This is a genomic window from Streptomyces sp. NPDC024632 (genome assembly GCF_055559175.1).
This window is the reverse complement of sequence record NZ_JBVHLD010000006.1, coordinates 122,727-136,755: the sequence shown is the minus strand read 5'-3', so window position 1 is coordinate 136,755 and position 14,029 is coordinate 122,727. Positions and strand designations below refer to the sequence as shown.

Below are 14,029 nucleotides of genomic sequence, written 5' to 3'. Positions count from 1 at the left end.
CGCCGCGCGTCACCGCCCGAGGCCGCACTCCGCCCAGACCATCTTCCCGACGCCGTCCCGCTCCCCGACGCCCCAATGCCCGGGCCCCGCGACCGCGTTGACCAGCGCGAGCCCGCGCCCGTCCTCGTCGCTCTCCGCCGCGACCCGTGGCTCGGGCCGCCCGTCCCCCGCGTCGTGCACCTCGATCCGCACACCGCCAGGCGTCCGCACGTACCGCGTCTGCACATCGCGCCCGGCGACCCGCGCGTGCACGACGGCGTTCGTGAATAACTCCGACAGGATCAACACGGCGGAATCCGTGAGGTCTTCCAGTCCCCAGCCCTTGAGGGCCGTTTCCAGTTCGTGCCGCGCCCGCCCCACCGAACGCGGCGTACGCGGCCACAACCGGGCGACCGTTCGGGATTCGGCACCGGGCGGCTCGCCCGCCGATTCGTCGGACTGTCCAGGTGGTTCTCGGTGCATGGCCGTGCCTTCCCTCGTCGCCGAATCCCATTGACGTCGGGGCCCCCTTGTCGCCACGTCGGGGGCCCCGACGGAGGACTCACCCGGGCGCCCACAGGGAGTGGCGCCGCACGGGGGTCCTCGCCACCCGTCGCGGGGCGCGGCACCCACGCGACGGGAATCGGTACGTACTTGGCAACGCCAAGCACCGCGCCGCATCGCGATGCGAAGTAGCGCGTAGTACGAGAGTAGGCGCGGAATTGACTGCGCCGCAACCAGAACAAGTGAATGCATGCGCTCAGGTGCGTAACCGGGCCGAACTGGCCCTAGAGTGGACCTTGTTAGGGACCAAGCTGCCGGAGCAGAGGGAGGGGACCATGCCCGCAGGAGGACGGCCGACTGTGCGCAGCAGGCGACTGGGAGCCGCGCTCAGAAGGCACCGACAAGCCGCTGGCCTGGATCAACCTCAGGTCGCCGAGGTGATCGTCGCCTCTCAGACTCGCGTCAGCCGCATCGAGACCGGCCATGTGACGGCCCGTCCGATCGAGATCCGCGCGATGCTCGGCGCGTATGGGGTCGAGGACCCCGAAGTCTGCGAGCGGCTGGAAAATCTGGCCAAGAGCGCGCACCGGCGCGGCTGGTGGCTGGAGCATGCTGCGCACCTACGCGGGGAGTACGTGGACTACATCTCCCTGGAAGACGACGCCACGTACATCCGGGAGTGGCAACCCGTCCTGGTCCCAGGGTTGTTGCAGACCCCCACCTACGCCAGAGCCGCCATCACAGCCGGGCCCGGCTACGTAGCGGACGAACGCGTCGAGCAGTTGGTCAGGGTCCGGGAGGCGCGACAAGCCAAGATCGAGGCTGGCGGCACGAATTACACGGCCATCATCTGGGAGCCGGTCGTCATCCACCCGCTGTTGGCAATCGAGTCCCACCGCGAACAGTTGGAGCGCATTCTCGACGCGCGAAAAAAGCAAAACGTGACCGTTCAAGTCCTGCCGTTTTCGGCGGGAGTTCCCGTGGGCGCGACGTCCGCCTTCTCCAGCTTCAGCTTCGACACCGAACCGGTCGTCGAGGCGGTGACCATGGAAAACCTCCGTGGTACGTCCGTCCTTGAGGACCCGGACGATCTCACCGCTTACACCAACGCCTTTGACCAACTACGATCGGCAGCACTAACACCGGACGCGAGCGCGCGACTGATCCGAAACGCGCTGCGCAGTAGCAAGGAAGACGCATCGTGACCGAAATCGTGAGCCCTTACCGGAAATCTTCCTACTCCGCGCAAGAGGGCAACTGCGTAGAGGTCGCCGCCACGGCCGGCGGAGGGCGGGCCGTGCGGGACAGCAAGGACCCGGCCGGTCCGAGCCTCTACTTCACGCCCACCGAGTGGACCGCCTTCCTCGCGGGTACGCGAAACGGCGAGTTCGCTCACTAAGGCACCACGCGCCACGCGAAGGCCCCCGGAGTCGCCACCGGGGGCCTTCGCCATGTCGGCGGGCCAACGGCATGCTGCCGTCGACCAGCGCGCGGAAGTACGGATTGTTCAGGACCCCGGTATCGGCGACGACGCGTTTGGCGTGCGCCGTCACCAACGGGGCTGCGGGCGCCCGCAGGTGGGTGGTCACCGCTGTTCCCCTGGCAGGGCTCCCAGGAGGCGGTGGCCCCGGTCGGCCGGGTCGGTGCCCGAGCCGTCGGTGTCGATGACGAGCACTGGGGGCCGCTGAGCGGGCCGGGTTACGGCATCAGGTGGGCGCTTGAGGGGTGAGCGTGTGCTGGAGGCGGGTGATGGTCGCCCGCCAGGGGCCGTCAGGGGGCTCGTCCCAGAGCTCCAGCAGCTCGGAGGGTTCGGTGACGACCCGGTCCAGGGCCCTGAGGGCCGTGGCGCGCAGCGGTGTGAGGTCCGCGAGCGGCCGCTTCGGCCCGTAGTCGGGGTCGATGGGCTCACCGCCGGGGCACTGGGCGGCGACCAGAGCGGCGGCGGCCACGGCCTCTTCGGAGATGTCCGCGTCGAGGTCGCCCGTCGTGTCGATCACGCGGACGAGGGCGTCGCGGACGATGCCGGGGCGCGCGTCGGGGCTCGCGTCGTCGAGGGTGTCGCTGAGGTCCCACGCGGTGTCGTTGTCGAAGGGGCCGACGTGCCAGGTGCCCATGTCCTTCTCCCGCCGCTCAGACGGCCGCCGCGCCCAACGCCTCCGTCAGGGCGCTGAGGGTGGGGCCGAGGGGCAGGTCGAGGGTGAGCGCGGCCAGGTCGTCGCCCCTGGTGGGGCCCTGGTTGACGATCGCCACCGGGGTGCCCTGGCGGGCGGCGCGGCGGACGAAGCGCAGCCCCGACATCACGGTGAGGGACGAGCCCAGGACGAGCAGGGCGGGGGCGGCGTCGACCAGGGCGAAGGCGCGGTGGACCCGCTCGGGCGGCACATTCTCGCCGAAGAAGACCACGTCCGGCTTGAGCGTGCCGGTGCCGCAGACCTCGCAGGGCACGAGCCGGAACCGCTCGGTGCTCCCCGCCGGGAGTTCGGCGTCGCCGTCCGCGTTGGTGTGGGCGACGGCGGTGGCGCGGAAGCCGGGGTTCGCCTCGTCCAGGCGCTCGTCCAGCCGCGTACGGTCGCTGAGGTCGCCGCAGTCCAGGCACACCACCCGGTCCAGCCTGCCGTGCAGGTCGATCGCCTCCGCCGTACCGGCCGCCGCGTGCAGCCCGTCCACATTCTGCGTGATCACCCCGGTCACCGCGCCCGCCCGCACGAGCCGCGCCACCGCCCGGTGCCCGTCGTTCGGCAGCGCCCGCGCGATCGTCCGCCACCCGAGGTGGCTGCGCGCCCAGTACCGGCGCCTGGCCGCCTCTTCCCCGACGAACTCCTGATACGTCATCGGCGCCGACGTCCGCCGCCGCCCCGTCACCCCGCGGTAGTCCGGAATCCCCGACTCCGTCGACAGCCCCGCCCCGCTGAGCACCACGGCCGGCCGCCCGGCCAGGAACCCGGCCAGCACGTCCACGCCTTCCCCCAGCCCCCCGCCGACCCCGGTCTCCATACCGGCAGCGTACGCCCGCCTGACGGGCGCTAGGGGCCTGTCCTAGGCCGTCACGTCGCGGGTGGTGAAGCGGGCCCAGGCGGCCGAGCCGAAGACGGCGGCGTAGAGGGCCTGGAGGCCGAGGTTCTTGGCGATGCCGGTCCAGGTGACGGGGTCGCGGAGGATGTCGGCGAAGCTGAGCCAGTAGTGGGGGAAGAGGTAGGGCTGGAAGGCGTGGAGCTGGGGGATGTTGTCGATGATCTGGACGGTGATGAGCAGGCCGACGGTGGCGGCCATGGCGCCGATGCCGCTGTCGGTGAGGGTCGAGATGAACAGGCCCAGCGCGCCGATGCCGACCAGGGAGGCCGCGACCAGGACCGCGATCAGCAGGCAGCGCAGCATGCCGTCCGAGAGGGAGATCGTCGTGCCCGACAGCAGCGTGACGTCTCCGACCGGGAAGAGCGCGAAGCCGACGATCAGCGCCGAGACGGCGACCACCAGGGTGGCCGCCAGGCAGAAGGCCAGCACGGACGCGTACTTGGCGAGCAGCAGGCGGGTGCGGCCCGCCGGGGCCACCAGCAGATAGCGCAGCGTGCCGCCGCTGGCCTCGCCCGCGATCGAGTCGCCCGCGATCACCCCGATCGCCATCGGGAGGAAGAACGGGAGCGTGGCCGCCAGGGCGGCGAACGTCAGGAACAGGCCGTTGTTGCTCACCTGCTCGATGAACGCCGGGCCGTTGCCGTTCCCGTCCGGCCCCCCGCCCCCGCCGAGCGACCCCCCGTTACGCGTCTCGATCCGCACCGCCACGCCGACCAGCAGCGGCACCCCCGCCAGCACCGCGAACAGCGCCAGCGTCCGCCACCGCCGGAACACGGTGACCAGCTCCGACCGGAACAGCCCGAAGCTCCAGAGCAGCCGGGGCGTGCGCGGCCCGGACGGCGGCTCGGTGGCCACGGTGCCCGCGGCGGCTCCGGTTTCGGTCCCGGGGGGATCGGTGGCGGGCCCGGAGGGCCGGGCGGCGGGCTCCGGGGGCGATGCGGCCTCCGGGCCGGCCGGGCCCGGGGCGGGGGTCGGCTCAGGTCGCGGGCCGGTCGCAGGCCGGTTCTGGTCGACCGCAGGCCGGTTCTGGTCGGCCGCAGGCCGGTTCTGGTCGGCGCTCGAAGCGGCCGGCTCCGTTTCAGCCCGCGACATCGAAGCCCTCTCCTGTCAGGGCGACGAACGCGTCCTCCAGGGAGGCGCGTTCGAGGCCGAAGCCGCGGACGCGGACGCCCGCGGCGACCAGCGCGGCGTTGAGGTCGGCGAGGTCCGGCGGGTCGGGGGGCAGTTCGCCGCTGACGCGTTGGCCGTCGGTGAGGAGGGCGCCGACGCCGTGGTCGGTGAGCACGCGGGCCGCCTCCGCCGGGTCCGGTGTGGTGACGACGAGCCGCCCGCGCGTACCGGCCGCGAGGTCGGCCACCGGCCCCTGCGTGAGGAGCCGGCCGCGCGCCATGACGGCCGCGTGCGTACAGACCTGCTCGATCTCGTCCAGCAGGTGCGAGGAGAGGAAGACGGTGGTGCCGTCGGCGGCCAGCTCCCTTACCAGGGAGCGGATTTCGCGCATGCCCTGCGGATCGAGCCCGTTCGTGGGCTCGTCGAGGACCAGCAGCTCGCGCGGCTGGAGCAGGGCGGCGGCCAGTCCGAGCCGCTGCTTCATGCCCAGCGAGTACGCCTTCGCCTTCTTCGGGCCCGCCGCCGTGAGCCCGACCCGGTCCAGCGCGGAGCCCACCCTGGCCCGGCGCGTACGCGGGTCGGCCGTCGGGTCGGCCGCGTCGTACCGCAGCAGATTGTCCCGGCCGGACAGGAAGCCGTAGAGGGCCGGGCCCTCGATCAGCGCGCCCACCTTGGGCAGCACCGTGCGCTGTGCGCCCGGCATCGGGCGGCCCAGCACCCGCGCCGTGCCCGCCGTCGGCGCGATCAGGCCCATCAGCATCCGGATCGTCGTCGTCTTCCCCGAGCCGTTGGGGCCCAGGAAACCGAAGACGCTGCCGCGCGGCACCCGCAGGTCCAGGCCGTCCACGGCGAGCGTGCCGCGGTACCGCTTTGCGAGGCCGCGCGTCTCGATCACCACGTCGGCGGCGTCCGCCGCGGGCACGGTCACCGCGTCGTACGCGCTCGACCCGTTCGGCCCGGCGGCCTGCGGCTGCTGCATCGCGCTCCTCTGCGACGGGGACTGGGAAGTGTACGGCGCACGCCGCGCCCGGCCGGAACTCCCGGCTCCGGGCCTGGGCCCGGACCCGCTTCCGCGCGCCCGGTGGGTGCCCCCCGTACGGGGACGGGCACCCACCGACTGGCGTGCGAGCGACGCTACTTCGCCGCGTTCGACGCGTTCGCCGCGTCCGTCAGCGCGGACTGCGTCACCGCGCCCACGTACAGGGTGCCCTTGTCGGTCAGGAGGGCGTTGACCAGGCGGGTGTGGAAGACGGTGCCGGAGCCGAAGTCACCGGTGACGTGCCGGCCGAAGCTGTTGAGCAGGGACTGGGCGTCGCCGCCGCCCTTGCCGTGCGCGTTCTTGTCGGCGCCGGAGGGCAGGCCGCCGGGCGACGTGATGACGGCGATGGAGTCCCAGCCCTTGCCGATGACGGTGGGCTCGGCGCCGGAGGTGTGACCGGTGCCGTTGACACCGTCGAAGCCGGGCAGGCCGGTGACACCGTCAAACCCCTTCTGGCCCTTGGCGACGGCGTCGGACTCCTTGCCGGCCTCGGTGACCTTCGTGCCCTTGGGCGGGGTGAAGGTGAAGGTCGACGCGGACGGCTTGCCGAAGCTCACCTTCGTGAAGCCGATGTCCACGATGGCCTTGCCGCCGCCCTTGGGCGAGAGCGTGAACTTCAGCGGGACGCCGGTCTTGGAGTCGACGGCGATACGGATCGCGCCGACCGTGGTCTTGTCCGCGTGCTGCGGGGTGACCAGGAGTTGGTACGCGCTGTGGCCCGCGACGCGCGCGGTGCCGTCCACGGTGACCGAGGCCGTACCGTCGGCGGCCTTGAGCACCTGCTGGGCGGCGGCCTGCGGGGTGGCCGGGAAGTCCTGGGACCGGGCCCTGCTGTCGGCGCCGCCCTTGGCGTCGGCCGGGGCGGTCGCGTGATACGCCTCGTTGGACCCGCTGTCGTAGCCCCAGACCTCGGTGCCGTTGTGGATCAGGCTGTACTCGGCGGTGGGCTCGATGATCGAGACCTTCTGCCGGTCGGGGCCGTCCGCCGCCACGTGCAGGGTGTGCGAACCGGCCAGGAGCTGGGTGAGCTGGGCCTGCGGGGCCGCGGCCGAGCCCTTGCCGTCCTTGCCGTCCTTGCCGGACGGGCCCGCGGCGCTCGCGGCGCCGCCGAACAGGCTGCTCGCCGCGCCGCCGGACAGGACGTCGGGCAGCCCGAGGTCCGTACTGACCTTCACCGAGCCCGACACCGTCTGGGTGTCGGACGCCGCGATCTTCGTGAGCAACTGCTCCGCCGTCAGCGTGGGCAGCGACGGGCTGCCGGTGTCCGCGAGCGCGGGTACGAGGCTGATGGTCGCCGCCGCCACCCCCGCCACCGCGACGGGCACCGCGTACCGCATGGCCTTGCGTCCCCGCCCCCTGCCGGGCTCGTCCGATTCCGGGTGCTCCGGAAACTGTGCCGGTTGGATCCGTGCCATCGCGTCTCTACCTCCGTCGTCGCGGCGGTTCACTGCCTCGCACTCGTCCGCTCCCCGGGCCATTGTCGCCCGGTCCGCCGTGAAGTGGACGTCTCCATCACACCAAAACGGCCAACCCGCCACATCAGCCGACGGATGCAACCCTGTGTACGTCCCCGGGATGACAGACCCCGACGCCGTACTCGGGTCGGCGCAGGGCGCCACCTAGGGGACGTCGGCGATACCGACCTCACCGGCCGGTGCACGTCGCCGATGCAGCCCGACGCGGGAGCCCGACGCCGGGGCCCGACGCGGGAGCCCGACGTGGGGGCTAGCCCGCCCGGTGCACCACGATGTCGCACAGCGCCGCCAGCGCCAGCTTCGCCGTGCACTCCGGCAGCGGCGCGAGGGCGGCGCGCGCCTCGTCGGCGTACCGGAGGGTGTCACGGCGGGCCTGTTCGAGCGCGGGGTGGCCGCGCAGGAGGCTCAGGGCCTCGCCGTGCAGGGCGTCGTCGGTGAGGTCGCCGTCGAGGAGCTGGTTGAGGCGGCGGTCGGTGGCCGAGACGCCGCCCGCGGCCTGCTGGTACAGACGGCGTACGTGCAGGATCGGCAGCGTGGCGATGCCCTCGCGCAGGTCGGTGCCCGGGGTCTTGCCGGACTCGTGGCTGTCGCTGGTGATGTCGAGGAGGTCGTCGGCGAGCTGGAAGGCCAGGCCGATCCGCTCGCCGTACTGGGTGAGGGTGTGCACGACCGTCTCGTCCGCGCCGGACATCATCGCGCCGAACCGCCCGGACACGGCCATCAGCGAACTGGTCTTGCCCGCGAGGACGTCCAGGTAGTGGTCGATCGGGTCGCGGCCGTCGCGCGGTCCGACCGTCTCCAGGATCTGGCCGGTGACCAGCCGCTCGAAGGACTCCGCCTGGACGCGTACGGCCTCGGGGCCGAGGTCGGCCAGGATGTGCGAGGCGCGGGAGAAGAGGAAGTCGCCGGTCAGGATGGCGACGGAGTTGCCCCAGCGGGCGTTGGCGCTGGGCACGCCGCGGCGCACCTCGGCCTCGTCCATGATGTCGTCGTGGTAGAGCGTGGCCAGGTGGGTCAGCTCGACCACGACGGCCGCGGGGACCACCCGGGGCGCGTGCGGGTCGCCGAACTGGGCCCCGAGCATCACCAGGAGTGGCCGGAAGCGCTTGCCTCCCGCCTTGAGAAGGTGGCGCGCGGCGTCGGTGATGAACGGGACATCACTCTTGGTGGCCTCCAGCAGGCCCTCTTCGACGGCCGAGAGACCGGCCTGGACGTCGGCCTCGAGGGCCTCGTCCCACACGCTCAGCCCGAAGGGCCCGACGACGGTCACGAGGGGTACTCCTGTCGCTGATCTGGCTTCTGGCGGGGTCTGAGGGGCGGCACTGTCTACACGGGCAGCGTAGCCGGTCGGCTGTGGATCACCGCCGGGGCATCGCCCTGGAAGCGGGGTCGCGGCGTACCGGAAGCGAGGTTCCGGAATTCCCCCCGGATTCGCCCCGTATTCGCCGCGGCTTCCTCACGGGTTCCCCGCTCCGGCCGCACCGATTCCTCACTCCGGCGGCGCGGCTTCCCCCGCCCTTGCCCCTCACCTACCCCCGTCCCTGCCCTCGGCTACCCCCGCTCCGGCACTACACCAGGCCGTCTCCGACCGGGCCGGTTATGATCCGTAATGCCGGTTTTAGCGACGTAAAGACCGCCCGGAAGGGATGATGGCCGATTCGGGCGGTTGACCGAAGAACGTTCACCATTACGTAAGACGGTCCCGCAACATGGTCAACTACACTCGCGGCAGCAACAGGTGACATGTCCTCGCTTCGGGGTAGACCCCACGGGTAATCCCCGGGGAAACCCCCCAAGGAAAGAGAGGAGGTGGATCGATGGCAGCCGACCTGCGGGAAGACGAGGCGGAGGCCCACGTGCGCGGGGTCTGCTTCAAAACGGGTCCGCCCGCACGCACCGGTGTGGAATTGGAGTGGCTGGTCCACGACCGCTCCGATCCGCTGTCCCTGATATCCGTCGACCGGCTGGACGCGGCCCTCGCGCCCGTCGAACAGCCGGGCGGGCTGCCCAGCGGCAGCAGGCTCACCCGTGAGCCGGGCGGCCAGGTGGAGCTCAGCTCCCGGCCCGCCGACACCCTCGCCGCCTGCGTCGACTCCATGGCCGCCGATCTCGCGGCACTGCGACAGGCGACCGACGAGGCGGGACTCGTCCTCGTGGGACGCGGGCTCGACCCGTTCCGCGACCCTCCCCGCGTGCTCGACCATCCCCGCTACCGGGCCATGGAGAGCTTCTTCGACCGCGACGGCCCGTGGGGCCGCACGATGATGCGGCGCACCGCCGCCCTTCAGGTGAACCTCGACGCGGGCGACGACTCCGCGGGCACCTCCGGCTACCGCTTCCGCTGGGAGCTGGCGCACCGGATCGGCCCGGTCCTGGTCGCGGCCTTCGCGAATTCGCCGGTCCAGGGCGGTACGCCGACCGGCTGGGTCTCCACCCGGCAGGCGGTCTGGAGCCGGATGGACCCCAGCCGCACCCGGCAGCCGGGGCACGACGAGGACCCCCGTACCGCGTGGACGCGGTACGCCCTCGACGCGCGCCTGCTGTGCGTACGCGAGGGGCCCACCGACAGCAGCGGCGTCTGGGACGCCGCCCAGCCCGACTGGTCGGTGCCGGGCGACCTGACCTTCCGCGCATGGCTGCGGGGCGCGCCGGGCGTGCGGGCGCCGACCGTGGACGACCTCGACTACCACCTCAGCACGCTCTTCCCGCCAGTCCGCCCGCGCGGCTGGCTGGAGCTGCGGATGACCGACGCGCAGGACGGCGACGACTGGATCGTCCCGACCGTGCTGACGGCGACACTGCTGGACGACCCCGTCGCCGCCGAGGCCGCCCACGCGGCCACCGAGCCCCTCTGCGAGGACGGCGATCCGATGCCGTCCGAGGAGATGTGGCGGCGCGCCGCCCGGGTCGGCCCCGCCGACCCCGTCATCGGTGAGGCCGTACGGGCCTGTTTCGACGCCGCTGCCGGTGCGCTGGCGCGTACCGACGCGCCGGCGGCCCTGCGGCTGGCCGTCGCCGACTTCGCCGAGCGCTATCCAGAACGCGGACGATGTCCCGCCCATGACCAGTTGGACGCGCTGCGCCGCGTCTGACCCTCCGGAAGGCATGTCGTGACAAACCCTCGTACCGACGGCCGGAACACGGCCGAAAACAGTGCCTCACCCGGCACTTCCCTCACTTCTGGCGCATCCAGCACTTCGGCCGCTTCCGCCACGCCTGGCTCGGCATCGGGCGCTTCGGGCGCTTCGCGTGCTTCGGGCGCTTCGGGCGCTTCGCGTGCTCCGGGCGGTGCTGACGGGTCCGGTGACTCCGGGGCTTCCAACGGGTCCGGGGCTTCCGGCGGCTCAGGCGGCTCCGGCGGCTTTGATGTCAAGGCGCGGGCGCTCGCCGCGCTGGAGACCGCCCGGCGCAGGACCATGGCCCTCACCGACTGCGTGGACGACGCGGATCTGGCCGCGCAGCACTCGCCGCTGATGTCCCCGCTGGTCTGGGACCTGGCGCACATCGGCAACCAGGAAGAGCTGTGGCTGGTCCGTGAGGCCGGCGGCAGGCCGGGCCTGCGGCCCGACCTCGACCAGCTCTACGACGCCTTCCAGCACCCGCGCGCCGACCGTCCCGCGCTGCCGCTGCTCGGCCCCGACGAGGCCAGGGCGTACGTGGCGGAGGTACGCGCCGAGACCGTCGACGTACTGGACGCCGTCGACACCTCGCCCCACGACTCGCCGTCCCTGAAGCGGGAGCGGGCGGAACGGCTGCTCGCGGACGGCTTCGTCTTCGGGATGCTCGCCCAGCACGAGCAGCAGCACGACGAGACGATGCTCGCCACCCATCAGCTCCGCAGCGGCCCGGCCGTCCTGGAGGCCCCCGAGCCTCCGCAGGCGCCCGCGGACGCGGCCGTGCTGCCCGCCGAAGTCCTCGTCCCCGGCGGCCCGTTCACGATGGGCACCAGCACCGAGCCGTGGGCGCTGGACAACGAGCGCCCCCAGCACACCGTGGACGTCGCCGCCTTCTGGCTGGACACCGTGCCGGTCACCAACGGCGACTACCTCGCCTTCATCGCGGCGGGCGGCTACCAGGACGCCCGCTGGTGGACCGAGGAGGGCTGGCGGCACGTCCAGGACGCGGGCCTCGAAGCGCCGCTCTTCTGGTCGTACGACGACGGCGCCTCCGTCTGGACCCGGCGCGTCTTCGGCCGGACCGAGCCCGTACGGGTCAACGAGCCGGTCGTGCACGTGTGTTGGTACGAGGCCGACGCGTACGCCCGCTGGGCCGGGCGGCGGCTGCCGACCGAGGAGGAGTGGGAGAAGGCGGCGCGGCACGACCCGGCGACCGGGCGCTCGCTGCGCTACCCGTGGGGTGACGCCGATCCCGGTCCCGAGCACGCCAATCTCGGCCAGACGCACCTGCGGCCCGCGCCCGCGGGCAGTTACCCGGCCGGTGCGGCGCCCTGCGGCGCGCGTCAACTCCTGGGCGACGTATGGGAGTGGACGTCCTCGGACTTCGCGCCGTACCCGGGCTTCGAGGCGTTCCCGTACAAGGAGTATTCCGACGTCTTCTTCGGTCCCGACTACAAGGTGCTGCGCGGCGGGTCGTTCGGCGCGGACCAGGTGGCGGCGCGCGGGACGTTCCGCAACTGGGACTATCCGATCCGGCGGCAGATCTTCTCCGGGTTCAGGACGGCGCGGGACGCGTCGGGGCCGGGGGCCGGGGCAGGGTCCGGGTCGGCGTCCACGTCTCCGTCCGCGTCCCCGTCCGCGTCCCCGGAAGCCGGGCGCGGCTGATGTGCCGTCATCTCGCGTACGTCGGGCCGCCGTTGACGCTGGCCCGGCTGCTCACCGAGCCGTCGCGCGGACTGTACGAGCAGTCGTGGCAGCCGCGGCTCCAACGGCACGGCACGGTGAACGCGGATGGTTTCGGCGTGGGTTGGTACCCGCTGGAGCCCTCGCCCGAGGAGGGTGACGAGGGCTTCCCGCTCCCCGCCCGTTACCGGCGGGCCGTGCCCGTCTGGTCGGACGCCAACTTCACCGAGCTGGCCCGGACGATCCGGGCCGGCGCCGTCCTGGCGGCGGTACGGTCCGCGACCGCGGGCACCACGCAGGACGAGTCGGCCGCCGCGCCCTTCCGCGACGGCCGCTGGCTGTTCAGCCACAACGGCGCCGTCGCCGACTGGGAGCGGCTGCCCACCGATCTGACCTCCGCCGAACTGCTGGGCCTCGCGTCCCACAGCGACTCGGCGCTGTTGTGGGCGCTGCTCACCCGGCGGCTGCGGCAGGGCCAGCCGCCGGGCGGGGCGCTCGCCTCCGTCGTACGTGAGGTCGCCGCCGCCCGGCCGACCGCGCGGCTCAATCTGCTGCTCACGGACGGCCGGACGATCGCGGCCACGGCGTACGGGGACACGCTGTGGTTCCGTACCGGCCGCGATGTGCCGGGGTCCGCGGAGGCCGTGGCGTCCGGGGGGTCCGCCGCTTCCGGGAGGTCCGTGCTCGTCGCCTCGGAGCCGGACGACGCTCCGGGCGACTGGCACGAAGTCCCGGACCGGTCGCTGCTGTTGGCGACCACCGAGGGCGTACGGATCATCCCGCTGCGCCCGCCGACCCCTGTCCGTACCGCCCGCGAGGACGCCCGGGGCAAGGACCGCACACGCGAGGACCCGCACCCGCACCTTATGGAGGAGAGCAGCATGGACGAGAGCCGCACGGGTGGCAGCCGCTTCACCCTCGACGACCGGCTGCCCGCCGACTACTTCACGACCTCACTGCGCGCCGACGTGCTCGGCGGGCTCACCACCGCGCCGCGCACCCTGCCGCCCAAGTGGTTCTACGACAAGCGCGGCAGCGACCTCTTCGAGCAGATCACGCGGCTGCCGGAGTACTACCCGACCCGCGCCGAGCAGGAGATCCTGACCCGCAGGGCCCCCGAGATCGCGCAGCTCACCCGGGCCGCGACCCTGATCGAGCTGGGCTCGGGCTCCTCCCGCAAGACGCGGCTGCTGCTCGACGCGCTGACCTCGGGCGGCACGCTGTCGCGCTACGCGCCGCTGGACGTCAGCGCGTCCGCCCTCGAAGAGGCCGGTGAGGCGATCGTCCGCGACTACCCGGGGCTGCGCGTCGCCGCGACCGTCGCCGACTTCGAGAGCGGTCTCGCGCTGTCCGACGAGCCGGGCCCGCGCCTGCTGGCCTTCCTCGGCAGCACCATCGGCAACTTCGACGCGGCCCAGCGCCGCGCCTTCTACCGGACGCTGTCCCTCTCCCTCACCAGCGACGACGTCCTGCTCCTCGGCGCCGACCTGGTCAAGGACCCGGACGTCCTGATCCGCGCCTACGACGACTCGCAGGGCATCACCGCCGAGTTCAACAAGAACGTCCTGCACGTGCTCAACCGCGAGCTCGGCGCCGACTTCGACCCCGACGCCTTCGACCACGTCGCCCTGTGGAACACCGACCACGAGCGGATCGAGATGCACCTGCGCTCCCGTACCGCCCAGACCGTCAAGATCCCCGACCTCGACCTCACCACCGGCTTCACCCCCGGCGAGCACCTGCGCACCGAGATCTCCTGCAAATTCCGCCGCGACTCCCTCACGGCCGAACTCCACGAAGGCGGCTTCACCGTCCGCCACTGGTGGACCGACCCCCAGTCCCGCTTCGCCCTCCTCCTCGCCGTCCCCAACTGACCCCGCCCCGTCCCCCGGGGCAACGGCCGGTGGCCGGGTGCCCGCACGCCCCCCACGCGCCGGGGGGGGGGGGGGGGGGGGGGGGGGGGGGGGGGGGGGGGGGGGGGGGGGGGGGGGGGGGGGGGTGGGGCAGAGAGCGTGTCTGGTTGGGGGGTAGGGGAAGGGGGGGGGGGCAGA

The 14,029-nt window shown here is 72.8% G+C and carries 12 protein-coding genes and 1 pseudogene; 6 read left to right on the top strand and 7 right to left on the bottom strand.

Annotated features, from left to right (window positions below):
- Positions 1 to 9 precede the first annotated feature (9 nt).
- Positions 10 to 462, bottom strand: a complete 453-nt coding sequence (locus tag ACZ37P_RS14415) for an ATP-binding protein (RefSeq protein WP_355340396.1) — start codon at positions 460 to 462, stop codon at positions 10 to 12.
- 356 nt (positions 463 to 818) lie between these two features.
- Between ACZ37P_RS14415 and ACZ37P_RS14410 the strand changes: the two genes are divergently transcribed.
- Positions 819 to 1,688, top strand: coding sequence for a helix-turn-helix domain-containing protein (locus tag ACZ37P_RS14410; RefSeq protein ID WP_402711227.1), 870 nt, complete (start codon positions 819 to 821; stop codon positions 1,686 to 1,688).
- Positions 1,685 to 1,882 (top strand): DUF397 domain-containing protein, encoded by a 198-nt coding sequence (locus tag ACZ37P_RS14405; protein ID WP_402711228.1) that lies wholly within the window; start codon positions 1,685 to 1,687, stop codon positions 1,880 to 1,882. The genes ACZ37P_RS14410 and ACZ37P_RS14405 overlap by 4 nt, the downstream gene beginning before the upstream one ends.
- A 307-nt stretch (positions 1,883 to 2,189) precedes the next feature.
- On the opposite strand, the gene ACZ37P_RS14400 is transcribed toward ACZ37P_RS14405, so the two are convergent.
- The 6 genes from ACZ37P_RS14400 to ACZ37P_RS14375 all read right to left on the bottom strand — a co-directional run bounded on the left by ACZ37P_RS14400 (position 2,190) and on the right by ACZ37P_RS14375 (position 8,449).
- On the bottom strand, positions 2,190 to 2,597 hold the full coding sequence (locus ACZ37P_RS14400) for a DUF4259 domain-containing protein (protein WP_467346643.1): 408 nt from the start codon (positions 2,595 to 2,597) through the stop codon (positions 2,190 to 2,192).
- A 16-nt stretch (positions 2,598 to 2,613) separates the two neighbouring features.
- Complete coding sequence (locus tag ACZ37P_RS14395) at positions 2,614 to 3,477, bottom strand: NAD-dependent protein deacetylase (RefSeq protein WP_391163488.1); 864 nt, start codon at positions 3,475 to 3,477, stop codon at positions 2,614 to 2,616.
- A gap of 42 nt (positions 3,478 to 3,519) precedes the next feature.
- Positions 3,520 to 4,410 (bottom strand): ABC transporter permease, encoded by an 891-nt coding sequence (locus ACZ37P_RS14390; RefSeq protein ID WP_355340408.1) that lies wholly within the window; start codon positions 4,408 to 4,410, stop codon positions 3,520 to 3,522.
- Positions 4,411 to 4,633: 223 nt separating this feature from the next.
- Positions 4,634 to 5,644 carry an ABC transporter ATP-binding protein gene (locus ACZ37P_RS14385; RefSeq protein WP_467346640.1) on the bottom strand — a complete coding sequence of 337 codons (1,011 nt, stop codon included), beginning with the start codon at positions 5,642 to 5,644 and terminating at the stop codon, positions 4,634 to 4,636.
- A 155-nt stretch (positions 5,645 to 5,799) separates the two neighbouring features.
- A complete protein-coding gene (locus ACZ37P_RS14380) occupies positions 5,800 to 7,119 on the bottom strand; it encodes a LolA family protein (protein ID WP_467346639.1) in 1,320 nt (439 codons plus the stop codon).
- Positions 7,120 to 7,429: 310 nt separating this feature from the next.
- Positions 7,430 to 8,449 carry a polyprenyl synthetase family protein gene (locus ACZ37P_RS14375; RefSeq protein ID WP_355340417.1) on the bottom strand — a complete coding sequence of 340 codons (1,020 nt, stop codon included), beginning with the start codon at positions 8,447 to 8,449 and terminating at the stop codon, positions 7,430 to 7,432.
- 547 nt (positions 8,450 to 8,996) lie between these two features.
- Here ACZ37P_RS14375 and egtA point away from each other — a divergent pair.
- The 4 genes and pseudogenes from egtA (at position 8,997) to egtD (ending at position 13,852) form a co-directional block, all read left to right on the top strand.
- Positions 8,997 to 10,271 carry an ergothioneine biosynthesis glutamate--cysteine ligase EgtA gene (gene egtA / locus ACZ37P_RS14370; protein ID WP_355340420.1) on the top strand — a complete coding sequence of 425 codons (1,275 nt, stop codon included), beginning with the start codon at positions 8,997 to 8,999 and terminating at the stop codon, positions 10,269 to 10,271.
- Between the two features lie 324 nt (positions 10,272 to 10,595).
- Positions 10,596 to 11,960, top strand: coding sequence for an ergothioneine biosynthesis protein EgtB (gene egtB / locus ACZ37P_RS14365; RefSeq protein WP_467346638.1), 1,365 nt, complete (start codon positions 10,596 to 10,598; stop codon positions 11,958 to 11,960).
- Positions 11,960 to 12,751: pseudogene (gene egtC, locus ACZ37P_RS14360) on the top strand (ergothioneine biosynthesis protein EgtC); the annotation flags it as partial. The gene egtB and the pseudogene egtC, both read left to right, overlap by 1 nt.
- Positions 12,752 to 12,859: 108 nt before the next feature.
- Positions 12,860 to 13,852, top strand: coding sequence for an L-histidine N(alpha)-methyltransferase (gene egtD, locus ACZ37P_RS14355; RefSeq protein WP_355340722.1), 993 nt, complete (start codon positions 12,860 to 12,862; stop codon positions 13,850 to 13,852).
- Positions 13,853 to 14,029 lie beyond the last annotated feature (177 nt).

Excerpts from the sequence above, each read along its gene's own strand:
- egtA (WP_355340420.1), top strand. The coding sequence starts at position 8,997 with ATGGCAGCCGACCTGCGGGAAGACGAGGCGGAGGCCCACGTGCGCGGG.
- ACZ37P_RS14400 (WP_467346643.1), bottom strand. The coding sequence starts at position 2,597 with ATGGGCACCTGGCACGTCGGCCCCTTCGACAACGACACCGCGTGGGAC.
- ACZ37P_RS14415 (WP_355340396.1), bottom strand. The coding sequence starts at position 462 with ATGCACCGAGAACCACCTGGACAGTCCGACGAATCGGCGGGCGAGCCG.
- egtD (WP_355340722.1), top strand. The coding sequence starts at position 12,860 with ATGGACGAGAGCCGCACGGGTGGCAGCCGCTTCACCCTCGACGACCGG.
- ACZ37P_RS14380 (WP_467346639.1), bottom strand. The coding sequence starts at position 7,119 with ATGGCACGGATCCAACCGGCACAGTTTCCGGAGCACCCGGAATCGGAC.
- ACZ37P_RS14385 (WP_467346640.1), bottom strand. The coding sequence starts at position 5,644 with ATGCAGCAGCCGCAGGCCGCCGGGCCGAACGGGTCGAGCGCGTACGAC.
- ACZ37P_RS14410 (WP_402711227.1), top strand. The coding sequence starts at position 819 with ATGCCCGCAGGAGGACGGCCGACTGTGCGCAGCAGGCGACTGGGAGCC.
- egtB (WP_467346638.1), top strand. The coding sequence starts at position 10,596 with ATGGCCCTCACCGACTGCGTGGACGACGCGGATCTGGCCGCGCAGCAC.
- ACZ37P_RS14395 (WP_391163488.1), bottom strand. The coding sequence starts at position 3,477 with ATGGAGACCGGGGTCGGCGGGGGGCTGGGGGAAGGCGTGGACGTGCTG.